Consider the following 22970-nt stretch of genomic DNA (forward strand, 5'->3'; position numbering starts at 1 on the left):
TTCCTTTCTTCCTATTTAGCAGAAAATAAAAGTACCTCATGAGAACTACCCGAGACTTGACCTTTTTCTTTCTGTTTTCAATTCTCATTTTTTCCTGTAATCGCCCTCAGGCCAAGCAAGAACAGCTAGCCTCATCCGAAACTGCTTCCCATGCGATCCGGCTTTTTGATCTGGAGGAGACCCGGGACTTTTATTCCTGGACAGCAGACAGAATCCCTATGGTCTCGGCCCATCGGGGTGGACCGTATCCAGGCTTCCCGGAAAATGCAATCGAGACCTTTGACAACATCCTAAACTATACCCCCGCGATCATCGAACTGGATGTGGCTATGACCCTGGACTCCGTGTTGGTATTGATGCATGATGACGATTTGGAACGAACGACCAACGGAAACGGTAAAGTCAACGAAGTCACTTTTGACTATATTCAAAGCCTCTATTTGGAAGATAATGAGGGAAATCCGACCGAATTTAAAGTCCCTACCTTAAAAGAGGCCCTGCTTTGGTCCAAGGGAAAAGCCCTCCTCACCGTAGACATCAAGCGCTCAGTACCTTTTGAGAAAGTGGTGGAAGAAGTGAGGGAAACGGAAAGCGAAGCCTACGCGGCGTTGATTTCCTACACTTTTCCTGCTGCAAAAAAGCTGAACTCCCTTGCTCCTGAATTGATGCTTTCGGTGACTATCCGAAACGAGGAAGAAATCCAAAGACTGGAGGAAACCGGTATTCCCTGGGATCGGGTGATTGCTTTTACCGGATTGGCAGAGCGAAATCCGGAGTTCAATAAAGCACTCCATGACCGGGGAGTATTTGCCATTTTGGGCTTCCTCGGCAACCTGGACCAAAGTGCTGAAACCAGAGGAGACCAATTGTACGCCAGTTTTATCCAAAATGGAGCCGATATTTTGGCCACAGACCGACCCATAGAGGCTGCGGCAGCCATTCAGACCTTAGTTCCTAAAAACAGTTCAAAAGCAAAGTATTTCACCCGATGATTATTGATTTAAGAAGCGATACGGTCACCCGGCCTACACTGGGCATGAAAGAAGCCATGTTTTCTGCCCCCGTGGGCGATGATGTATTTGGAGAAGACCCGACGGTCAATGCCTTGGAGGAAAAAGCCGCCCAACTTTTTGGAATGGAGGCTGGACTTTTTTGTCCTTCCGGCACCATGACCAATCAGATTGCTATTCGACTACACACTCGGATTCAAACTGAGGTCATTTGCCACAAATACTCCCACATTTATCTTTATGAAGGAGGCGGAATCATGGCCAATTCGCATGCTTCTGTCAAACTTCTGGAAGGAGATCTGGGAAAAATCACCGCCAAGCAAGTTGCAGAATCCATCAATCCGGATGATGTACATGCCCCTGAGACTACCTTGGTTTCTCTGGAAAACACGATGAACAAAGGTGGTGGAAGCATCTACACGTTAGATGAAATCAAGCCAATTCATGCACTTTGCAAAGAAAAAGGCATCAAGCTTCACTTGGATGGCGCCAGACTCTTCAATGCTTTGGTGGAAACCGGAGAAAGCCCTGCCGATTGGGGCGCGCATTTTGATACGATCTCGATCTGTTTGAGCAAGGGTTTGGGTTGTCCGATTGGGTCAGTTCTTCTCGGATCAAAAGCTGACATCAAGCGAGCCAGAAAAGTCCGAAAAGTATTTGGAGGAGGCATGCGACAGGCGGGATTTCTGGCAGCAGCGGGCATTTATGCCTTGGATAATCAGGTGGAGCGACTAAAAGAAGATCACGCTAGAGCCCGAGCTTTGGGTGAAATGCTAAACAAGCTGCCTGTGGTGTCGGAGATTTTCCCTGTCGCTACCAATATCGTCATCGCCCGATTGGAAGGAACCACTCCTGAGGAATTCATGAAAAAGCTGGCTGATCAAAATATCAAGTCAGTCAAATTCGGTAAAGATCTCGTGCGATTCGTGACCCACTTGGATTTTGAAGACGAGCACTTGGAGGAGTTTGGGAGAAGGATTGCGAAAATTTGAAGTTTGAAATTTGATATTGACTCCTTAACTTGATCAAAAGCTAAACCGATGATTACCAAAAACAAAGCCATAGAAGCTATTAAATCTCTTCCCGATGAATTCTCAATTGATGAACTGATGGATAGATTAATTCTCCTCAATAAAATCGAGACCGGAATCAGGCAAGTTGAGAGTGGTGAAACTTTTACCTCTGAACAAGCAAAAAGGATGGTAAAGGATTGGTCAGGGAATGGTCAAAGTAATTCATAAATAAAGGTTTCCAAAAACCTTTATTTAATCAACTTCCGGTAATGTAACATAAATATCAAATTCATATTTTTTTCCAGTATCAAAATTTAAGCAATTATCGAAGGGAGGGCAGTCAAATAAATCAGGACTTAATTGTTCAAATGTAAGGTTATTATCCTTTTTAGAGATTAAAGAAATGTTTATACTATTTATATTTTCTTCATCTGAATTTACAGCATATTCAAAACTATTATCAAAACCCAATTCAATGGTATCTCTTCTTATAGTCCTACTATTGAGAAATTCCTCTCTTTGAGACACAAATAATAATTTCACACTTTCTAACGAAGTGTTGTTTCTTTCAATGACTTTCCCTTTAAATCGAGTATGATCTTTAGTGAAATCAATACATCCGCCAAAGAATAGAACAGTTACAAAAGCTGCCAATATTTTATAAGAAATTGATTTCATATTTGACTTATTTAACAATTAAGTTCCGAAGACCTTAATAATATAACATATCCAGGCTTAGTCTTCCTGTGGCAAAGTAACCGAGATATTAAATTCATAATTTTTTCCGATTTCAAAATCTTTGCAATCGTAAGGCAAACAATTATATAATTCAAAATCTAATGCTACATCCCTAAAGTTATCACCCCTTTCTAAGGCAAGTGTTATTCCGATTGTGTTTATTCCGTCCTCTTTTGAGTTTATTGTAAATTCAAAATTACCATCAGAATTTAAATTAACAGTATCTATTCTTATAATTCTATAATCAAGAAACTCAGATTTCCCTGAAATAAATATTAAATTAACACTATCTAAAGAAAGATTATTGGATTCAATCACCCTTCCTTTAAATCGAGTATGATCTTTCGTGAAATCTATACATCCACCAAAGAATAGAACAGTTACAAAAGCTACCAATACTTCACTAGAAATAGATTTCATATTTGATTTATTTAACAATTAAGCGTTCTCTTTTTATTTTCTTCCCAGCCTGTATTTGAAGTATGTAAAGTCCAGGCTGGATGCCTCCTATATCATATTCTTCCTTGAAATTACCGCTAGGACGATACCCTGAAGTCAAAATCATGCCGTCGTTCCTATCACTTGAATCTGGGAATAGATACTTTGGTTTCATCCAATTCTTCGACCAGAAATAGACTTTCGGAAATCTCGAAAATCACATCTGTAGAAAAAACTTCAGTGTGTAGAGGTGCAGCAGCGATTACAGGAACTTTTTTGTAGATTTTTTTTGGTTGATAGCCCTTTTTGACGGCATTGATATTCTCATCAATTTCATAGTTTTCCAACCATTCCCCTGAGACCGAAATAATTCCTATTGGCACGGAAGAATTAGACTGGCTTAGGGAATCAAGAGTAGATTCAGAGTTTTTAGAGGATTTTTTATCTCCAACTCCGGATTTTTTTATTCCCATGAAAATCGATTTCCACTCCCAGGAAGATAAAAACAAAATGTTTTCCCTCGGATTCAAAGCCTTCATTTTCTCCAAATATTGACCAAAGAAAAATCCTTTATTCAGGAGGTACTTCGTTTGTAGGGAGCTGGGGTTGATACTATCCAGACGATGGTAAGTCTTCATGAGAAGGGCCTTATCAACTTCCTGGCCTACGCTTATTTGAATAAAAAGAAGACTAAGTAGAAAAGTAAGGATCTTTTTCATAAATCATATTTTTAAAATATGTATATCCGCAATGACACCAGTAGCCAAATAAGTTCTTATTGACAGTTAGTGACAATTGCTTTAGTTGGGTTTCAACTTGCTTTAAATTAGGTCAAAATAGACGGTTTTGACCATGAACATTATCAATTTCATTAATCGGTTTCCGGACGAAGCTTCCTGCGTTGACTTCATCAAAGAACAAAGAATCCGGCAAGGGATCATTTGTAAGAAGTGCACTGGTCTCAAACACTATTGGCTTGAAAACAAGCTCTCTTTCCAGTGTGCCGCCTGTGGGTTCAGAACCAGCATCAAGAGCGGTACAGTCATGGAGAGCAGCAACTTACCGATTAGGATCTGGATGATGGCTATCACATTCATTACCGCTACCAAGAAGGGATTCAGTGCCGCTGAACTCCAAAGACAACTGGGGATGAAGCGTTATGAACCGGTTTTCAGAATGTATCACAAGCTCAGGGCTGTCATGGGAAAGCGTGATGACCGCTACAGACTTGAAGACATGGTTGAATACGATGAAGCTTTTGTGGGAAAGTCCACCAAAGCCCAAGTCCGAAGCAAACTCAAGCGAGGCCGAGGTACTCAAAAACAGTCAAAAGTGGCTGTGATGGCCGAATCGACTGTTTTAGAAGACCCTGAGTCGGGAAAGTTTGCTAAGAGCTGTAGGTACTTCAAAATGAAGAAAATAAATAACTTGGAGGCGAAAACAGCACAGGCTTTAATCAAGGAATACATTGATTCAAACGCTGTACTTCAAACAGATAAGAGTACCACCTTCTCAGATCTGAGTGATTGTATAGATGTCCATGTCAGAGAAATCTCTGGAACCAAAGAGGGCAATTTTAACCTCAAGTGGGTTCATATTGCCATCAGTAACTTAAAGAAACACCTGCAGACATACCATATGATAAGCGAACGAATGATGCAGAACTACCTGGATGAATTTTGCTACAAGCTCAACAGAAGATACTTTGGTCAAAAACTGTTTGACCGACTCATCATTGCTTCGATTTACCCATACTGGTATGATTGCGGATAATCATATTTTAAAAATAACTACTTTCAATTTAGTGATAATCTATTGTTCTCTTACAGCCTGATTAAAAGATTTTCTGAAATTTAATATTCAGTTAATTTTTGACTAACACGCAAGTAACCTAAATAAAATTTGGTTAAGAAATTGGCTATCCTAATAAGTTTAAATAGCGTAAATTTTGAAATAGTCCATTTTATCTATTTAACTCATTTGAACATAAGGTTTGAGGCTTTGGTGGATTTTGAGACCTTTAAATAAAAGTCAACATTATGGAAAAACTCAAAAACATACATCCTGGCGAGATTCTAAGCGAAGAATTCTTGAAACCAATGGGAATCACCGCCTATAAATTGGCTAAGGAAATCCATATTCCCCAAACAAGGATCTCTAAAATCATCCTTGGAAAAAGAAGAATCACGGCGGATTCGGCCATCCGATTTTCTAAATTCTTTGGAACATCCCCAAAATTCTGGCTCGGCCTACAGGATGATTTTGACTTGGAGGAAGAGAGAAATTCGAAACAGACAGAATTTGATTCAATAATTCAATTCGATTTCAATCAGGCCTGAAAAGGCCTTTTTTTATGCTATTTTACTATCGAAAATTTGAATCAAAGACTCAATTTCAGAACTTCTTGATACCAGCATCTTGATACCCGATACTTTCTTATTTCTTATTTCTAATCTCTTGCTTCTACGAAAATGAACCCCACTCCCCTAGCCGAACGCATGCGCCCTACCCGACTGGAAGATCTGATCGGTCAGGAGCATTTGTCTGCGCCGACTTCCTTCCTGTATAAAGCCATCAAGTCGGGAAATGTGCCTTCACTGATCCTTTGGGGACCTCCGGGTGTGGGAAAAACGACCATCGCCAATATCATCGCCAACGAGATCAAAGCGCCTTTTTATACCCTGAGTGCAATCAGTTCGGGAGTGAAAGACATCCGCGAGGTCATTGACAAAGCGAAATTCCAAATGGGTGTTGTGCTTTTCATCGACGAAATCCACCGCTTCAATAAATCGCAACAAGATGCGCTTTTGGGAGCTGTGGAAAAGGGAATCATCCGACTCATCGGCGCCACCACAGAAAATCCTTCCTTCGAAGTCAACTCAGCTTTGCTTTCCCGTTGCCAAGTATTCACGCTGAATCCTTTGGGAAAAGCCGAGATGGAAGCCATGATGAAGCAGGCTTTAGAAAAAGATCCAGACCTGAAAAAAATTGAAGTTCAACTTCAGGAAACGGATGCTCTGCTCCGGATTTCGGGTGGAGACGGTCGCAAACTCCTCAATCTGCTGGAAATCGTTATCGACGGGATTAACGAAAATCCTTGCATGATTACGGATGAAAAGGTGATGCAGATCGCCCAGCAAAAAGTCGCCCTTTACGACAAATCCGGAGAGCAGCACTACGACATCATTTCGGCCTTTATCAAATCGATCCGTGGTTCCGACCCCAATGCAGCCGTGTATTGGCTGGCTAGAATGATCGAGGGAGGAGAAGATGTCAAATTCATCGCCCGCAGGTTGGTGATTTTGGCTTCGGAGGATATTGGTAATGCCAATCCGAACGCCTTGCTTTTGGCGACCAATTGCTTTGAAGCAGTGAAGATCATCGGCTATCCAGAGGCCCGGATTATCCTTTCGCAATGCGTGACTTACTTGGCGAGTTCGCCAAAAAGCAACGCCGCTTACCTTGCCATCAACCAAGCCCAAGCCTTGGTCAAGGAAACGGGAAATCTTTCCGTCCCACTGCATCTCCGCAATGCTCCTACGAAGCTTATGAAGGATTTGAACTACGGCAAGGCCTACAAGTATTCCCATGACTTTCCGGGCAATTTTGTAGAACAGGAGTATTTACCTGATGAGATCAAGGGCACCAAACTCTACGAACCCGGAGAAAATGCCCGAGAGAATGAGTTGAGGAAGTATTTATCCGGGAAGTGGAAGGGGAAGTATGGGTACTGACTAGCTGGAAGAGCGGAGACAGGAGACCGAAGGTTCAAAAAAACAAATCATAATAGTCAAAAATCTGCGAAAATCTGTGTCTTTTTCTGTGTCAATCTGTGGGAAACAAAAAAGCCTTGAATTTCTCCAAGGCTTGATGTGGAAGTTGAGGGATTCGAACCCCCGACCCTCTGCTTGTAAGGCAGATGCTCTGAACCAGCTGAGCTAAACTTCCGACGTATTTTCAGTTAATATTGAAATGTGGAAGTTGAGGGATTCGAACCCCCGACCCTCTGCTTGTAAGGCAGATGCTCTGAACCAGCTGAGCTAAACTTCCTAATTCCTTTCCTTTCGAAAGGGAATGCAAAGGTAATTCGATAAATCTTTCTTCCAATAGGACTTGTTTACTTTTTCCATCAATCATTCTCAATTCATTGAAAATGAGATGAAAAAAGTATTACTAAAAAGCCACTTACTCCAAATTCACCATAAATCCTGCCCTAAACCACCTGCCCGGCATCTGTACGGTACCCGCTTCGATGTAATCTTCATTAGTGATATTGGAGGCTTCTGCAAAGAAGCCCAGCTTACCCAATCGATTGTAATCCACCCGCATATCCAGGAGGAAATAGGGATCCAAAGACATCCGCTCCACATAGCGCATTTTGGTATTCCATTCTACCTTTTCTCCAAAACCAACAAGCACCCCTGTGATGACCTGATTTCTTAATGCGGTCAAGGCATAACGGGATTCAAGCCCTTCTTGTCCGGAAAAGTCCGCGTCGATGAAATTGTAGGAAAGCATAAATTCCCGGACCTGAATCGGTCTTCCATTGGGATTGATGGCATAGTGAACAGAGGCCTCCACCCCGTTGAAAGTGACTTCATTGAGATTTCTAGGCTGCCATGGGTCTTGGTCGGATGATCGCGTCCACTCGATCAGATTTTCAGAATATCGGTTGAAATAAACCAATTCGCCTCTCCAGCCCGATCGATTCCATTTTCCTCCCACTTCAAAACTCCTCACCTGCTCAGGGACCAAGTCAGCATTTCCGATATTGGTTGGACCGACGTAATACAAATCGGTATAAGTGGGAATCCTATAGCTGGACCCAATCCCACTGTAAAACCGAAGACTTTTGGAAGCTTGGAAACCCACCTCCGCACCCGGAAAATGCTTCCATCCGTATTCCGAATAGTAGTTGGAGTAAAGTCCCGCTCTCAGGTCTGTCTTGGACCCCAACTGAACCAACTGCTCCAAGAAAAGGCCGGAAAGGGTCCGATCATGGTTTCCCAGATTGGTACTCTCGATTTGCTCTTTTCTTACTTCCAATCCAAATCCTGTCGTGCCCAACTTGCTCTGATAGCTTCCATTGGCTTCCAGGGCAAATACATCGGAGGTGTGGAAATTTTGGAAAAATTCAGGCTCATTTCTTCTCAATCGATACTCGTCCTCATTTCTTCTCCAATAGGCTCTCGTATTGAGGTAAAATCTGTCTTTTTGATAAGTATGGGCCAATGAGGCTAAAGTCGTCTGAATGCTTTCCCATTGATCAGGAAAAGCCGAAGTATAGAATCCGTTAGCACCGAAAGTCCGGTCGGTATAGGCAATCATTCCCCGGATTTCGTTGGCTTCATTGAGCTGAGCTCCGCCTTCATAGAAAATATTGCTTACTCTGTAGTCTGAATTGTACTGATGTCCATCCGATTCATCGTAGGACACGGCCAGATTTTGCCGGTATTTTCCGGCAGGCAGGGAACCTGCAAAATTCACCCCTTTCATCCCAAAATCACCCCCGTAGCCCTGAACTCTCAGACTACGCTCCTCACTCAGTCGGGTGATTACATTGACTGCCCCTGCAAAAGCATTTTGTCCAAAAATCCTCGAGGCAGGCCCCTTCAGCACCTCTACCCGGTCAATATTGACCAAAGGAACGGGAATATTCATCATGTGATGCCCGGTCTGAGGATCGGTCAGCTTGATTCCGTTAAGCAGCATCAAGGTTTGCTCAAAAGATCCTCCACGAATTCCGATATCGGCCTGAACTCCCGATACGCCCCTCTGCCGAACGTCCACACCGGGAACAAAAGTCAAAACCTCTTGTAAGGATCGGGCAGGCGTGGTTTCAATTTGATTTTTGCCTACCACGCTGATGTTTCGGCTTTGTTTAGAAAAGGGAATCTGAATCCTGTTTTCCTGAATCAGAACTTCTTCCAGATTTTGGGAGGTTGTATCTGTTTGGGAAAGAACGGGCAAAGCAAGCCCAGTAAGTGCAATCAATAGTAGTGCTTTTCTCATTGAGGTAGTTGGTAATTGCGGACAAAGGTAAAGCAGGACTTTTTCCAAATCCAACCCCTGAAGATTCTAAAAATTGGTTAAGAGGGGATATTTCGAAAAGAAAAAGTTTTTAGTCAGCACAGGTTCGCTTAATTTCATGGCAAATAAACAATTCTGGAATTTCTAAATGAATATACCTGAACTGCTTTGCTATTCCTGTTCAGGGTAAACCATTTAAATTAAATCGTATGCTAAAAAAAACCTTGAAATTTGGCCTTGCCTTTACTTTTCTCACCCTGACTTATTTTGGTGATACTTGGGCGCAACAAGGCAAAGACAACAATCAGAAGGACTTTTCGGAATTCATGGACCGGAAAGGAAATGTCTATCGAACTGCCTCCGGTAAACCCGGAGAAGCCTACTGGCAGAATGCCGCCGACTATCAGATGGAAGTAAGCCTGGATGAGGCTAATCACGTCCTTTCCGGGAAGGTGACCATCACCTACACCAACAACAGCCCTGAAAGCTTGGAATTCATTTGGCTTCAGTTGGAACAAAACCGATTCACCCCTGACTCTCGGGGCACCTTGACCACCCCAGTGCAAGGCAATCGCTACAACGGAGACGTGGACGGAGGATACGACATTACCAATGTCGCCGCCAAGGTAGGTGCCAAGGGAAGTATTTCTTCCCGTCATTTGATCGAGGACACCCGTATGCAGGTTTGGTTTGCCGAGCCTATCCCGGCCAAAGGCGGCAAGGCTACGGTTTCCATGGATTTTTCATTCAAAGTACCTCAAAAAGGCATGGACCGAATGGGCAGACTAAAAGTGAAAGACGGCTGGATCTATGCCTTTGCACAGTGGTATCCCAAAGTAGCCGTCTTTGATGAAATCGAAGGATGGAACGTGGAGCCGTACTTGGGCGCCGGTGAGTTTTATTTGGAATACGGCAATTTTGACTACAAGGTAACCGTGCCTTACAACCACATTGTGGTAGGCTCTGGCAAATTGATGAATCCAAACGAGGTCCTATCCAAAGAACTTCAAAACCGCTATTCCAAAGCATCCCAAAGCGAAGAGACTGTTTATTTGATTTCTCCTGAGGAAATCAAAAACACCTCCCTCACCCGACCCAAGCAGGAAGGTATGGTGACTTGGCACTTCAAAATCCAAAATGCCCGTGATGTAGCCTTTGCCACCTCAGACTCCTTCATCTGGGATGCTGCTCGGATCAATCTTCCCTCCGGAAAAACAGCGCTCGCTCAGTCGGTGTATCCCATGGAAAGCAATGGCGAGGGAGCTTGGACCCGATCCACCGAGTACAGCAAGGCCTCCATCGAGCACTATTCCAACATGTGGTATGAGTTTCCTTACGAAACCGCAACCAATGTGGCCGCCGAAATCGGTGGAATGGAATATCCCGGTTTGAACTTCTGCCACTACAATTCCAAAGGCGCTTCCCTCTGGGGAGTGACAGATCACGAATTTGGACACAACTGGTTCCCGATGATTGTGGGAAACAACGAGCGTCGATATGCTTGGATGGACGAAGGCTTCAATACTTTCATCAATCACTACAGCTCCAATGAATTCAACAATGGAGAATACCCATCCACCCTGAATGAAACCCGCCGATTCAACGGCTATTTCACCAATGAAAACAGAGAGGGAATTGACAACTATCCGGATGTGACTGACACCAGAAATCTGGGCATGGTGGCCTACATGAAGCCGGCCATCGGACTGATTATGCTCAGGGAGTATATCCTGGGTCATGAGCGCTTTGACAACGCTTTCCGGTCCTATATCAATACTTGGGCCTACAAGCATCCTCAGCCTGCTGATTTCTTCAATCATATGGAAAACGTAGCCGGAGAGAACCTCAGCTGGTTCTGGAAAGGCTGGTTCTATGGAAATGGCAACATCGATTTAGGCATTAGCTCGGTACAGCCTTACGGAGGCAATTACCTGATCAATCTGGTGAATAAAGGTGATTTCCCCATGCCTGTGCTTTTGGAATTTTCTTACGAGGACAATTCCACTGAGCGGGTAAAACTACCGGTAGAAATCTGGCAAAGAGGTGACGCTTGGAGCTATCTCCACAAGACCGGCAAAAAAGTCACCGGAGTGGTGATCGATCCGGACAAGGTCATCCCGGACATTAATCTTGGCAATGACAGCTGGCCTGTTGAAATCTACAAATAATCAAAAAAAGGTCCTGAGCGCAAACTCAGGACCTTTTTTGTTCAAAGTTCAGAGTTCGAAGTTATAAGTTTAGCGTTCGAGATTCATTACCTTTTTTACACAAAAGATAAAATCATTGCCTTACGAGAAAGCTTCAAGCCTGATTTAAATGTCGTAAATCGTCATTCTCAAATCATAAATTCAGTTTTTTATCCCAAAGCCTGATTCAAATCCTCCAGCAAATCATCGGTATGCTCTAGCCCTACCGAAACCCGAAGGAGATTAGGCGGGGTCAGGGTATCAGGCCCTTCCACGGCCGCTCTACGCTCGATTAGGCTTTCCACCCCTCCCAAACTGGTCGCATTCATGAAGAAATGAAGTCGGGACACCACCCGGTCAGCTTCTTCTGCACCTCCTTTGACCATAAAGGAAACGATTCCTCCAAACCCACTCATCTGAGAAGCAGCGATATAATGATTTTTATGGGATTTTAATCCAGGATAAAATACACGCTCCACCTTGGGGTGATTGAGTAAAAACTCCGCCAAAATCATGGCATGCTCGGCATGGCCCTTCATACGATAGGCTAGAGTCCGGATACTTCTCGTCAGCCAATAGCAGTCAGTAGGTGAAGGAACAGCACCTCCTACCCGCTGTACCGTCCGAATCTTAGTCGAAAAGTCATTTTTCTCCTTGGTCACCAAAGCTCCTCCCAAAATATCGGAATGCCCTCCAAAATACTTTGTGCTGCTATGCATGACGATATCTGCACCCAAGAGGAGTGGATTTTGAAAAACAGGAGTAGCAAAGGTATTGTCGCAGGCAAGCAGCGCGCCCTGCTCCTTGGCAAGGGCGGAAATTGCCCGAATATCAGTGATCTTCAGCAAAGGGTTAGAAGGCGTCTCTACCCAAAACAATCTCGTATTGGGTCTAATGGCAGATTTCACCGCTTCCAGATCGCTCATATCCACAAAACTCACCTCGTGGATTCCTGCAAAAAGCTGCACCATGGAATTGTGAAGACCATGGTACATATCATCAGGAGCGATGATATGAGATCCCGGTTCCAAAGCCTGATAAACAGCCGTTCCGGCTGCATTTCCTGAGGAAAAAGCCGCCGCATCCTCCCCTTTTTCCAAGGCTGCAATTACCTCTTCCAAGGCTATTCTGTTGGGATTGCCTGCACGGGTATAAAGCATCCCGCCTTCATTTCCATGCTCAAAGGTAGTGCTCAGCGTAATGGGCTGGACGACAGGATTATTTTTATCGGTAATATGATTGCCTTTGTGGATGGCTAGGGTTTCGAATTTCATAACAAAGATTTTGTTGGAATTTAAAGAATCAAATTGGAATCAAAAGGAGACAAAAGACACAAACTGTTTCTATTTTTTTCTCATCGCCTTTCCAACCATTTCACCTTGAAATGACTCTTAAATATAGAAATAGCCAAAATGAACCAAATCCTACCAAATTCTGAATTAATTGAGCGGGTAATTTCTCAAGAAAGAAAAGCTCAATTTCAGCTTTTTGAATCGACCAAAAGGATCGTTTATTCCCTGGCTTATAGAATATTAAATGATGAGGATCTTGCTCATGATGTTCTTCAGGACACATATGTAGAGGTTTTCCAACAACTCCGGAGCCTTAAGCAACCTGAAGCTTTGATTGCTTGGATGAAGACCATTACAGTCAGAAAAGCGATAAAGGCTGGCAAAAAGCTTTTTGAATTTGACCACTTGGATCAAAGCCAGGATCCACCTGATAATCAATTTGATTCTTGGTTTGATGGCGAATTATTGGATCAGGCGATCCGATCCCTTCCTCCGGGAGCAAGGGCTGTCTTCATGCTTACCACGGTGGAAGGATTTTCCCATAAAGAGACTGCACAATTACTTGGAATCTCAGAGAGCACCTCCAAATCTCAAGTGACTTACGCAAAGAAACTGTTGAGAAATCGAATTCAAACCTTACTCCGCATATGAAAAGTCTTCCGGAACACAAACCACGGGAAAACAGCTGGGAAAAAATCATGGAGAAGAAAGACTTTGATTTTCAATTGAATGAAAATCTTAAAAAGCTTCCAGTTCATGTTCCTTCCGATCTGGTTTGGGAGAGAATTGAAAAAGAACTTGAAAGCCAACGGAGAATTTTCCCATGGAAGGCATTTTCAATTGCGGCATCTTTTGTCGCATTTCTCCTTCTGGCGCTTTACCTGAGCAAGCAAGATGCAAGAATGGAGGATCCTCCCAAGTCCATTTCTCAGGTAACTTCTGAAAATCTCCTATTGGAAAATACAAATGATCAATTCACAAAATCAGACTCCTTGGCATCCATCCCATTGGACAGTCAAAATTTAGAACTCCAGAAAAAAGGAAACAGAATTATGAAAAGGATGCCAGAATCCTTACCTGTAATTTCTTCACGTCCATCGATTTCAATGAATAATCAAGCTATTGTGAAAGGTCTGGATTTGGGAAGTAGGGAAAACCACTCAATCAACCCGGCAGACAGGGAAGAAACCTACCATTCAGTAGCGATTTCTTGGGGGCTTAATAGAAAAAAAATTCTGATGAAAACAAACTTCGGGGTCCAGGATCCTGCTGTGCTGATATCTACCACTAATGAAAAAAGTGAGCTTCAAGCGAGAATTAAACTAAAACGCAAAAAACAATGACAAAGAAACCTGCGGAAAATGTAACTCGATTTCTATTCCTGATTCTTCTGGTTGTTTTTTCAGGAACAATTGCTCTGGGACAAGAGGTGAAAAATAAACTTCCCAGAACTCAACAGGAGTGGGCAGATCGAAGTTGGCCAGTTACAGACACACTTGCATTTGATTTTCCAAATGAGGGAAAAATCCTATTCCTTTTCAATTCAGGGGAATTTGATCTGGAAACGCTGAAGGCAGAGTTTATGCCACTTATGGAAAAGTCCACCCTATTTCCTGAATTTGAAACCCATGCCTACAGAATATGTGGGAATTTTTCCCCGACAAGGATCACCCAAGTGAAGCAAGACATAGAAAAAAATTATTCCAAGTGGCTTACCTCAATAGAATTATCCTTTCCGGTTGGACTGGATTTCACTGCTGGAAAGTTCACCCCGGAAGTTGGGTTCCAAATGGCTTTGAGCTTACCGGGATTTCAGATTGGTGGATCTATCACCAATACGGTGTTTTTTCCGGAATCAGAGTCGGGCTTTTCGGTCAATAACAACTGGTTTGTTAATGTAGAATACCATTGGAAACCGGGAAGTCTTTATGCCAACCAACATCAAACCATACAGATTGGATACCTTCTTGACCCCTCCAATAGCCTGCTTTTTGAAGGGACCACCATGAGAGCGATTTATAAACAAACCCTTAGCCGGCACCTGAGTGTTCAGGCAGGAATAGTAGGAACAAAAAATATAACCACTTTTTACCCAGTTGTTGGGTTTAGGATCAGGTTCTAATCGGTTTAAAACAAAAAGAGCCGAATCGTGCCGGCTCTTTACTTTCTTAATTATCGAATCCGATCCACAGACCGGACCAGCATTTCGTCCTTTCGGATAAATCGGTTGGCCAGCATATTAAACACCATGGCTGCCAGGACCGCCCAAAAGCCGATTTGATAGCTTCCAGCTGCCTCTGCACCGATAGCCTCATTGACTCCGTTAGTCGTCAAAAATACCGCCGCGACCAATCCTACCATCAGCAGACTATTGATCATATTCAGCATCATCTGACGGGTTCTGTTTTTGTATTGAAAAATGGAAATCAAAGCCAAAAGCCCGGCGAAAGAAGCCAAAGCTGCCAGATACCACTTGGAAGAAGCCTGAATCACTTCTCCAGACCCGTCCATTTGAGTCATGGCAAAAGCGCTGAGAGACCAAGTCTCACCTGAGGCCGCCAATACCTGCTGCCAAAGTCCGGTTCCCAAAGTCACTCCCATGGAGACCACAACCAGAAACAAAAAGATGGTTTGAATTCGCTGAATCATTTTTTTTCAATTTTCTGCAAAGAAAAGCCCAATTCGCAGGAATACCAAAAGACGGGAAAAAGACAGGAATTGAAGCGGAATTGTATCTTTGCGCCGGTATGGAAGGAAAAAAGCGGTTTTTCTTGGAATTGAGCTACAAAGGGACTCCTTTTCATGGCTGGCAAATCCAGCAGAATGCCTTGACCGTCCAGGAAGTGATCGAAAAAGCACTCAGTCTGTATTTCCGGCAGGAGATTTCCATCATGGGAAGCGGAAGGACTGACACAGGAGTCCATGCCACGATGCAGGTTTGCCATTTTGACCTTGCAGACCAAGTCCCCAATGGCAATTTTCTCAAAGGTATCAACGCCCTTCTTCCCAGGGAGATCGCAATTCACTCCATCCGGCCGGTCCGGGAAGATGCCCATTCCCGGTTTGATGCAGAACGGAGGTCCTATTTCTACCGGATTATCTTTAGAAAGGATCCTTTTCTGGATGAATTGGCTTGGCTGTGTTTTCACCGTCCGGACATGGACCTGATGAATCAGGCCTGCGAAATCCTGATGAAACACGAGGACTTCGAATGCTTCAGCAAGGTGAAGACTGAGGTCAATCATTTTCGCTGCCAAATCTTTTCGGCACACTGGGAACAAAAGGACAACCAATTGTTATTTCATATTACCGCCAATCGGTTTTTGCGTGGGATGGTACGGGCAATTGTAGGAACTTTAATGGAAATCGGGAATGGTACACGACCCTTGTCTTCCTTGGAAGAGATCATCCTTTCCAAAGACCGGAACAAAGCAGGTAAAGCTGCTCCTGCCAAAGGCTTGTTTTTGAGCCAAATCGAATATCCAGCACAACTCTACCTAGACTGACCTAACTTGAGCTTAGAAAAAGAAAAAGAATCCTCCGGGGAAATCATTGACACCAAAGTTCTGAAAGAACTATACGGCTTTGTCAAGCCCTACAAGCTCCAATTCTACTTTTTGGTGTTTTTGACTGTCGCATTGGCTGTTTTGGCACCTACGAGACCGTATTTCATTCAGGTGGCGATAGATGATTATGTGGCCTTGGGAGATGTGCCCGGATTGATCAAAATCATCTATTTGCTGATCGGCCTTATGATCCTGCAGGCAGTGGTGCAGTGGGCCCACACCTATTTCTCAGGCTGGATAGGTCAGGTCATCATCAAGGATATCCGAACCAGACTCTATCGGCATCTGCTCAAACTCCGGCTGAAGTTTTTTGACAATACCCCGATCGGACGCTTGGTCACCCGAAACGTATCGGATATTGAAACCCTTGCCGATGTATTCAGTGAAGGATTGGCCGCCATCATTGGAGACCTTCTGCAATTGGTGACCATTTTGGGGGTGATGTTTTACATCGATTGGAAGCTGACCCTCGTGAGCTTGTGTACGCTACCGCTGATGATTATATCCACCTACATCTTCAAGGAAAAAATCAAAGTGACCTTCAATGATGTACGTAATGCAGTCTCCAATCTCAACTCTTTTCTCCAAGAACACATCACCGGGATGAATATCGTGCAGATTTTCAACCGGGAGGAGCGGGAATTTGAGAAGTTCAAGGAAATCAATCGGGAGCATCGGGCTGCACATATCCGTTCGGTACTTTACTACTCTGTTTATTTTCCCGTGGCGGAGATCATTCAGGCCATGGGTATTGGCTTGGTTGTCTGGTACGGTGCAGTTGGCGTATTGGGAATGAATATCCAGGTTGGGGTTTTGATCTCCTTCATCATGTACCTTCAGCTGTTTTTCCGTCCTATCCGGATGATTGCTGACCGATTCAATACGCTTCAGATGGGCGTGGTGAGTTCCTCCAGAATCTTCAAGCTACTCAACAGCAAAGAACACATCGCCAACGAAGGCAACTACAAGCCTGAGCGCATCGAGGGAAATATCCGAGTGGAAAAAGTATGGTTTGCCTATGTCGATGAGGACTATGTGCTGAAAGACATCAGTTTTGAAGTCAAAAAAGGTCAAACAGTAGCCTTGGTTGGGGCTACAGGAGCAGGGAAGTCTTCGATCATCAATTTGATCTCTCGGTTTTATGAAATCAACCAAGGCCATATCTATATCGATGGACGGGAAATCAGGGAATACGAATTGGCCTCCCTGAGAAAACATATCGGCGTGGTCTTGCAGGATGTCTTCCTTTTTTCCAACAGCATTTACCACAACATCACCCTAGGCAATCCCTCCATCACCCGTGAACAGGTCATGGATGCGGCAGAACTGGTTGGCGCCAAAAAATTCATCGAGCGACTTCCGGGAGGATTGGACTACAATGTAATGGAGCGGGGCTCCACCCTTTCCGTAGGTCAGCGACAGCTGATTTCCTTTGTCAGAGCGATGGTCTATAATCCTGAAATTCTCATTTTGGATGAGGCTACTTCCTCAGTAGATACCGAAACCGAGGAGCTGATTCAGGAATCCATTGAGAAAATGATGAAAGGGCGAACCTCTATTGTCATTGCACACAGACTATCTACCATCCAAAAAGCAGATCAGATTCTCGTCCTCCACAAAGGAGAAATCGTAGAAACCGGAACACATGCTTCATTGCTGGATTTGGGTGGATATTATACCCAATTGCATCAGATGCAATTGAAGACCATGGCGATCTAAGCTAAAACTCTAAACCAACTTGACTATGAAACTCAGACTATTTCTGCTGGCTTTGCTATTCCCCTTCTTCCTGCATGCTCAAGAAAGAGGGGCTGGAGTAAGACTCGGAGAACCCTTTTCCCTAACCTACAAAGATTTCTTTGAAGATTATTGGTCCTTTGAGATCATGCTGGGTTCGGGTGGAGTGAATAGCGGAGAATACTACCAAAAAGCATTTGAAAACAACCCTCCGGAGTCCAATGCGATTTATGGAGGACATTCTGCCCGAAGAGGTATCTCTTTGAATTTCAGAATGGCTTTGCATGAGGATTTCACGGACATGTTTGAAATCACCCAAGGCTATCTTTTGGGATACGCAGGAGCAGGTGTGCAAATCCGAACCACTTACGTGGATTATCGGTATTTTCTTACCCCAAGTGTGCCGGGAAATCCCAACCTGAACGAATCCAGGACCAATTTTGATTTGGGCCCAGAGGTATTTGCCGGAGCTGAATATTATTTTGACGAACTCCCCATCAGCGTTTTTGCAGAAATCGGACTTTATCTTGAATTGATTGATCGGATCAATATGCGGGGACAAGGAGGAATAGGTGTGAGATATCTTTTTTAAGCCATGAAAAAAATAACTTTCCTTGGAATTATTCTCTTGGTTTTGGCGATTGGGGGATATTTCGTTTTTGACCAGCTGGGTGGGAATACCCCAATAGAAATCGAGTTGGTGGAGAAGAGACCTGATACTTTGGCTGGAAAAACCTTCCGGGGAACCCCCCAAGACCCTAAGCTCAGGGAGAACTTTCAGGAAATCGAGCAAGCTCAAGCTTTAAATCCCGGCACCAAAATCCATACGATCTATTATGTAGAACCAGCTGGAAAATTGGATATGATGGAAGTCTTCGTAGGAATCAATCTACCTTTTGCTTCTGGGGATTTGGAAAGGAAAACTTTTGAAGAAGACCGCTACCTCCTAGCCAAAATCCGAGGCAGCAAATGGGTCATGCCTGGTCCGGAGAAAGTAAAAGCCCAACTCCAAGATTTTGCTTCCAAATACGGATGGACCCTAAGCGGGGTGTATATCGACAAAATCATTTCTGAGTCTGAAGTTCAGGTGATTGCACCAATTAAATAGAATCTTAAGGAAATCTTAATCAACCTTGGCACGATCCCTGCCGTGAAAACAGAAACTAAACCGCTACAACTATGAATAGACTTACTGCAATGTTGGCTTTGGTGGGACTGTTGGTCTTCCAAGCCTGTTCAGGACCTGAAGGACCCCAAGGTGAGCCAGGTATCAATATTTTGGGATCTACCTATGAGGTAGAAGTCGATTTCACCTCTGCAAATGGATATGAAGGCCTATTCACACTTCCAGCACCTGCCGAGCAGAGTGACGTGGCACTGGTCTATATTCTTTGGGAAGTAGATAATCAAACTCCGGTTTGGAGAGCCTTACCGCAGACCGTTTACTTTGAAGAGGGTATATTGGTGTACAATTTCGATTTCACCCGTTTTGATGTGAGAATGTTTCTGGATGGCCCCATTTCCTATTCCATCTTAGGGCCTGAATGGACTCAGGATCAATTGTTTCGGATTGTGATTGTACCGAGTGATTTTGCTTCCAATAGAATCGACTGGACCGATTATGAGGCCGTCACCGACATGCTGGGCATCAAGGATTCCGACTTCCAGAAGATCAAGCTCAATTAATCCTCTTCAACTTTCAGAATCAAAAAGCGATGACAAAAAAAGTCATCGCTTTCTTTTTTGTTGGAAGGCAAGCCATCCAAAAAATGAATTGGCTCGTATCTTTGCGGCATGCAACTCCAAAACGATCTGCTGCTTCGGGCAGCGAGAGGTGAAAAAACCGAACGAACTCCAGTGTGGCTTATGCGTCAAGCCGGCCGCATTCTTCCTGAATACAGAGCCGTACGGGATTCTGTCAGCGGATTTATAGAATTGGCACAGACCCCAGAATTGGCTGCAGAGGTGACCATTCAGCCCGTGGATATTCTGGGAGTAGATGCAGCCATAATTTTTTCTGATATCTTGGTAATTCCCGAGGCGATGGGTTTGCCTTACGAGATGGTAGAAAAGCGCGGGCCATGGTTTCCCGAAACTGTCCGCAGCGAATCTGATCTGAAAAAACTCCGAGTAGCTGATGGGGAAAATGATCTTCGATACGTCATCGATGCAATTCAGATTACCAAAAAAAACCTCAAGGGAAGAGTTCCGCTGATTGGATTTGCAGGAGCACCTTGGACAATTTTTGCATACATGGTCGAAGGAAGCGGAAGCAAGACCTTTTCCAAATCAAGGGAAAAACTCTATCGGGACCCTGTATTTTCCCATAAGTTACTTCAGCTGATCACCGATTCGACGATCAATTACCTCAAGGCTCAAATCCGAGCTGGAGCAGATCTGGTTCAGATTTTTGACAGCTGGGCGGGAATTTTGGGACCCAAGCAATATGAGGAATTTTCCTTGAGATACATTTCCCAAATCTGCGATGCGATTACTGAGGTGCCCGTGACGGTATTTGCCAAGGGAGCCTTTTTCGCCAGAGAAGAAATGGGAAAACTCAATTGCGAAACCATCGGACTCGATTGGAATATGGGCATCGCTGAATCCAGAAGATTAATCGGAGATTCTAAAACCCTGCAAGGAAACTTGGACCCGGCTGCGCTTTATGGTAACGAGGAGCAGGTGAGAAAAGCTACTCTTGACATGTTGGAAGAATTTAAAGGAAGCCGACATATTGCCAATCTTGGGCATGGGCTCTATCCGGATATCGATCCGGAGATGGTCAAAGTTTTCATTCAGACAGTGAAAGAGTTTTCTTAAACAGATAAACAAAATAATTAAAGAGGCTTCGTCGAAGCCTCTTTTTTTTGTGCTTCGCCCAACTTCAAGCCACCTATTTGATTACGGCTTTTTTAATAAATATTATTTATGATTACAAAAATAATAATTTATGATAATTTTTTTAATGATTTTTTAACAGAAATATATTTTTATTGATTTTTTGATATTAATTTAAACCGTCTTTTGAAAATTCTTTACTCGTATCTTCAAAATGACCCTTCTATCAAACCTATTTCAAACCTAAACACATCAATTCATGAAAAACTGGTTACAATTTAAACCAAGAGGAATTAAATTTTCCTTGGCGGTTCTTTCCGCTTTCATTTTGAGCCTAGGCACGACATTGGCTCAGGAAGAAAAACAGTTCAACTTCTCCGTAGCCCTAAACTCCGATCAGTTCTTCGGATTCTACCCTACATTTCAGGGTTCCTATGGATTTTCGGACAAAGCTGCCCTGACTTTCTACGGAATTCACTGGGGTGGTGGCACTGGCGCCAACTGGGGCAACTGGACTGAGTTCGGGCTGGGAGCCAACTTCCAAGCTGGAGATGGACTAACGATTAATCCTCAGATTGGTTTCCTTGGCGGAAATCTACTCAGTTCCGGCACAGCAGGTCCGGCCATTTTCGGCGACGGGATCGTCCCCAACCTTACAGTCAACTTGCTGAAAGAAAAAGTGGAAGGACAGTTTTATTTTGGCTATTACGCTCCCCTTCGGGACGAGGCGCCTACTGCTGGGACTACTCTGTCTTATGTGCATTATTGGCTGAATTTGGGCTTTCGTGCGAGTCAGTTTTTCTCCTTTGGTGCACACTATGAGCATTTGATCAATTCCGGAGGCTCCAATGTGGACACTTCTACAGACGTGTATCAGTGGCTCGGTCCATACGTCCAATTCAGCAAGCCTACAGGCGGACCATTTGCCAGATTCTCTTTTGGTACCGACTTGGTCGAAGGCAACGATTCCTTCTTTAAGTTGACTACCGGATTTAGCTTCTAATCAACCAACTGAATACCTTACAAGAAAAAGCCGGGCTGATTGCAGTCCGGCTTTCCCTTTTTCTCACTAATCTAAGGAGATCAACTCATCTCCGACTTTTACTACTCCCAAATTAAGCGCCACGGCATTTTGGCCAAACATAACCTTGTTATTCACCGTACGGTAGGTCGAAAGGGTTTTCAGCGGTTCTTTTCCTTTTATTCCCGTTTCCTGATCTATGGTAGTCATGACGCATCTTGCGCAGGGCTTGATCAATTGAAAAGTTACCTCTCCAATCTGCACTTTCCGAAGCTGATCCTCCAAAAAGGGCTCTCCTCCGGAAAACACTAAGTTGGGCCGAAAGCGATCCATCGGCACAGGATGATGTAGTCTGCTGTTCAAATCATCCAGGGAACTTTGTCCGATAAAAAGATAGGGCATTCCGTCAGCAAAACTGACCGATTCTTCATTGACAGCATACCGTGGATCCACAGCTCTTCTCGAACTTTCCGGCATTACAACCAAGTCCACCTTAAAGCCCAAAAACTCCGAAAACCATTTTCCGGACTCCTCATTAACCACTTTTCCGGTGACCTCATCATCCCAAATGATTACCTGTCTTTCTTCGCCTTCCGCTCGATCCAGGGGAATTTGGACGCGTTGGTTTGGGTCCATTTTTTGGTAAACCAAAAGGCAACTTTCCTCTACCTCCACCTGAAGAAGCGCCAATTTGGCAAATTCCCGCTGAGACACAAATCTCCCTGTTTCATCGACTAGCATCCACCTCCTGTCATATCGGAATCCTCTTTCCTCAACCTGACCCTCCGCCAATCGGATTCCACCTAGGGATTTGATGGGATAAATAAAAATATCCTGAAGAATAAGCTTCTTTTTCATAGGGTAAAAATAGGGCAATTCAACTTCGGGAAAATCGATCAGCCCAAAAAGACCTCAATAATCTCTGAAACTTGGGACAGGAAGATCAAAAAATCACTTTTATCTAAATATGCTGACAAAAAAATCACTGCCCACGCCACGACGAAAGCCCCGATCCATCGCAGCCTTTCTTTCCTCCTAAGATTAGCAGTTTTCAGATTCATACCCATAAGATGGTTTATCTCCCAAAATAGCTGCATGGCA

Annotated in this window: 24 protein-coding genes and 2 tRNA genes; 17 read left to right on the top strand and 9 right to left on the bottom strand. The window is 43.9% G+C overall.

The window, feature by feature from the left end; translation table 11 throughout:
* Window positions 1-38: 38 nt before the first annotated feature.
* From AAA942_RS09335 to AAA942_RS09345, 3 genes are read left to right on the top strand one after another with little or no spacing between them, the layout of a single operon-like run.
* Window positions 39-992: a glycerophosphodiester phosphodiesterase family protein gene (locus tag AAA942_RS09335; protein ID WP_338219971.1), complete on the top strand. Its 954-nt coding sequence runs from the start codon at window positions 39-41 to the stop codon at window positions 990-992.
* Entirely contained in the window at window positions 989-2002 is a 1014-nt protein-coding gene (locus AAA942_RS09340) for a threonine aldolase family protein (RefSeq protein WP_338219972.1), read from the top strand. The genes AAA942_RS09335 and AAA942_RS09340 overlap by 4 nt, the downstream gene beginning before the upstream one ends.
* 48 nt (window positions 2003-2050) lie before the next feature.
* Entirely contained in the window at window positions 2051-2251 is a 201-nt protein-coding gene (locus AAA942_RS09345; protein WP_338219973.1) for a hypothetical protein, read from the top strand.
* A gap of 24 nt (window positions 2252-2275) precedes the next feature.
* Here AAA942_RS09345 and AAA942_RS09350 read toward each other — a convergent pair whose 3' ends face one another.
* The 3 genes from AAA942_RS09350 to AAA942_RS09360 form a co-directional block, all read right to left on the bottom strand.
* Window positions 2276-2701: a hypothetical protein gene (locus tag AAA942_RS09350; protein WP_338219974.1), complete on the bottom strand. Its 426-nt coding sequence runs from the start codon at window positions 2699-2701 to the stop codon at window positions 2276-2278.
* Window positions 2702-2758: 57 nt separating this feature from the next.
* The gene (locus AAA942_RS09355; RefSeq protein ID WP_338219975.1) at window positions 2759-3181 is read right to left on the bottom strand and encodes a hypothetical protein; all 423 of its coding nucleotides are present in this window, start codon (window positions 3179-3181) and stop codon (window positions 2759-2761) included.
* A 158-nt stretch (window positions 3182-3339) separates the two neighbouring features.
* On the bottom strand, window positions 3340-3918 hold the full coding sequence (locus AAA942_RS09360) for a hypothetical protein (protein WP_338219976.1): 579 nt from the start codon (window positions 3916-3918) through the stop codon (window positions 3340-3342).
* Between the two features lie 133 nt (window positions 3919-4051).
* On the opposite strand from AAA942_RS09360, the gene AAA942_RS09365 reads away from it, so the two are divergent.
* The 3 genes from AAA942_RS09365 to AAA942_RS09375 all read left to right on the top strand — a co-directional run bounded on the left by AAA942_RS09365 (window position 4052) and on the right by AAA942_RS09375 (window position 6933).
* Window positions 4052-4972: an IS1595 family transposase gene (locus tag AAA942_RS09365; protein WP_338219977.1), complete on the top strand. Its 921-nt coding sequence runs from the start codon at window positions 4052-4054 to the stop codon at window positions 4970-4972.
* A gap of 266 nt (window positions 4973-5238) precedes the next feature.
* Window positions 5239-5538: a HigA family addiction module antitoxin gene (locus tag AAA942_RS09370; protein ID WP_338219978.1), complete on the top strand. Its 300-nt coding sequence runs from the start codon at window positions 5239-5241 to the stop codon at window positions 5536-5538.
* A 132-nt stretch (window positions 5539-5670) separates the two neighbouring features.
* The gene (locus AAA942_RS09375) at window positions 5671-6933 is read left to right on the top strand and encodes a replication-associated recombination protein A (RefSeq protein WP_338219979.1); all 1263 of its coding nucleotides are present in this window, start codon (window positions 5671-5673) and stop codon (window positions 6931-6933) included.
* A gap of 139 nt (window positions 6934-7072) precedes the next feature.
* Here AAA942_RS09375 and AAA942_RS09380 read toward each other — a convergent pair.
* The 3 genes from AAA942_RS09380 to AAA942_RS09390 form a co-directional block, all read right to left on the bottom strand.
* Window positions 7073-7147: transfer RNA gene (locus tag AAA942_RS09380), tRNA-Val, on the bottom strand.
* 27 nt (window positions 7148-7174) lie between these two features.
* Window positions 7175-7249, bottom strand: a tRNA-Val gene (locus tag AAA942_RS09385).
* Window positions 7250-7384: 135 nt separating this feature from the next.
* Complete coding sequence (locus tag AAA942_RS09390) at window positions 7385-9211, bottom strand: TonB-dependent receptor plug domain-containing protein (protein ID WP_338219980.1); 1827 nt, start codon at window positions 9209-9211, stop codon at window positions 7385-7387.
* Between the two features lie 227 nt (window positions 9212-9438).
* Between AAA942_RS09390 and AAA942_RS09395 the strand changes: the two genes are divergently transcribed.
* Window positions 9439-11397: a M1 family metallopeptidase gene (locus tag AAA942_RS09395; RefSeq protein ID WP_338219981.1), complete on the top strand. Its 1959-nt coding sequence runs from the start codon at window positions 9439-9441 to the stop codon at window positions 11395-11397.
* A 188-nt stretch (window positions 11398-11585) separates the two neighbouring features.
* Here the strand turns inward: AAA942_RS09395 and AAA942_RS09400 are convergent, their stop codons facing one another.
* Entirely contained in the window at window positions 11586-12689 is a 1104-nt protein-coding gene (locus AAA942_RS09400; protein ID WP_338219982.1) for a trans-sulfuration enzyme family protein, read from the bottom strand.
* A gap of 138 nt (window positions 12690-12827) precedes the next feature.
* Here AAA942_RS09400 and AAA942_RS09405 point away from each other — a divergent pair, with 138 nt between their 5' ends.
* The 3 genes from AAA942_RS09405 to AAA942_RS09415 are packed head-to-tail and all read left to right on the top strand — an operon-like array spanning window position 12828 to window position 14829.
* Complete coding sequence (locus AAA942_RS09405; protein WP_338219983.1) at window positions 12828-13358, top strand: RNA polymerase sigma factor; 531 nt, start codon at window positions 12828-12830, stop codon at window positions 13356-13358.
* Window positions 13355-14050, top strand: a complete 696-nt coding sequence (locus AAA942_RS09410; protein ID WP_338219984.1) for a hypothetical protein — start codon at window positions 13355-13357, stop codon at window positions 14048-14050. Before AAA942_RS09405 ends, AAA942_RS09410 begins: the two co-directional genes overlap by 4 nt.
* On the top strand, window positions 14047-14829 hold the full coding sequence (locus AAA942_RS09415) for a hypothetical protein (RefSeq protein ID WP_338219985.1): 783 nt from the start codon (window positions 14047-14049) through the stop codon (window positions 14827-14829). Before AAA942_RS09410 ends, AAA942_RS09415 begins: the two co-directional genes overlap by 4 nt.
* A 50-nt stretch (window positions 14830-14879) precedes the next feature.
* On the opposite strand, the gene AAA942_RS09420 is transcribed toward AAA942_RS09415, so the two are convergent.
* A complete protein-coding gene (locus AAA942_RS09420; RefSeq protein ID WP_338219987.1) occupies window positions 14880-15356 on the bottom strand; it encodes a DUF4293 domain-containing protein in 477 nt (158 codons plus the stop codon).
* A 98-nt stretch (window positions 15357-15454) separates the two neighbouring features.
* On the opposite strand from AAA942_RS09420, the gene truA reads away from it, so the two are divergent.
* From truA to AAA942_RS09455, 7 genes are all read left to right on the top strand, one after another.
* The gene (gene truA / locus AAA942_RS09425) at window positions 15455-16213 is read left to right on the top strand and encodes a tRNA pseudouridine(38-40) synthase TruA (RefSeq protein ID WP_338219988.1); all 759 of its coding nucleotides are present in this window, start codon (window positions 15455-15457) and stop codon (window positions 16211-16213) included.
* Between the two features lie 6 nt (window positions 16214-16219).
* Window positions 16220-17992, top strand: a complete 1773-nt coding sequence (locus AAA942_RS09430) for an ABC transporter ATP-binding protein (protein ID WP_338219989.1) — start codon at window positions 16220-16222, stop codon at window positions 17990-17992.
* Between the two features lie 25 nt (window positions 17993-18017).
* Window positions 18018-18602 (top strand): hypothetical protein, encoded by a 585-nt coding sequence (locus tag AAA942_RS09435; RefSeq protein WP_338219990.1) that lies wholly within the window; start codon window positions 18018-18020, stop codon window positions 18600-18602.
* A 3-nt stretch (window positions 18603-18605) separates the two neighbouring features.
* Window positions 18606-19118 carry a hypothetical protein gene (locus tag AAA942_RS09440; protein ID WP_338219991.1) on the top strand — a complete coding sequence of 171 codons (513 nt, stop codon included), beginning with the start codon at window positions 18606-18608 and terminating at the stop codon, window positions 19116-19118.
* A 71-nt stretch (window positions 19119-19189) separates the two neighbouring features.
* A complete protein-coding gene (locus tag AAA942_RS09445) occupies window positions 19190-19696 on the top strand; it encodes a hypothetical protein (RefSeq protein WP_338219992.1) in 507 nt (168 codons plus the stop codon).
* Window positions 19697-19804: 108 nt separating this feature from the next.
* Entirely contained in the window at window positions 19805-20830 is a 1026-nt protein-coding gene (hemE, locus tag AAA942_RS09450) for a uroporphyrinogen decarboxylase (RefSeq protein ID WP_338219993.1), read from the top strand.
* A 277-nt stretch (window positions 20831-21107) separates the two neighbouring features.
* Window positions 21108-21851 (top strand): DUF6733 family protein, encoded by a 744-nt coding sequence (locus AAA942_RS09455; RefSeq protein WP_338219994.1) that lies wholly within the window; start codon window positions 21108-21110, stop codon window positions 21849-21851.
* 66 nt (window positions 21852-21917) lie between these two features.
* Here the strand turns inward: AAA942_RS09455 and AAA942_RS09460 are convergent, their stop codons facing one another.
* The gene (locus tag AAA942_RS09460) at window positions 21918-22727 is read right to left on the bottom strand and encodes an MOSC domain-containing protein (RefSeq protein ID WP_338219995.1); all 810 of its coding nucleotides are present in this window, start codon (window positions 22725-22727) and stop codon (window positions 21918-21920) included.
* Between the last annotated feature and the right edge of the window lie 243 nt (window positions 22728-22970).

The organism is Algoriphagus sp. oki45 (assembly GCF_036245605.1).
Classification (GTDB): Bacteria; Bacteroidota; Bacteroidia; order Cytophagales; family Cyclobacteriaceae; genus Algoriphagus.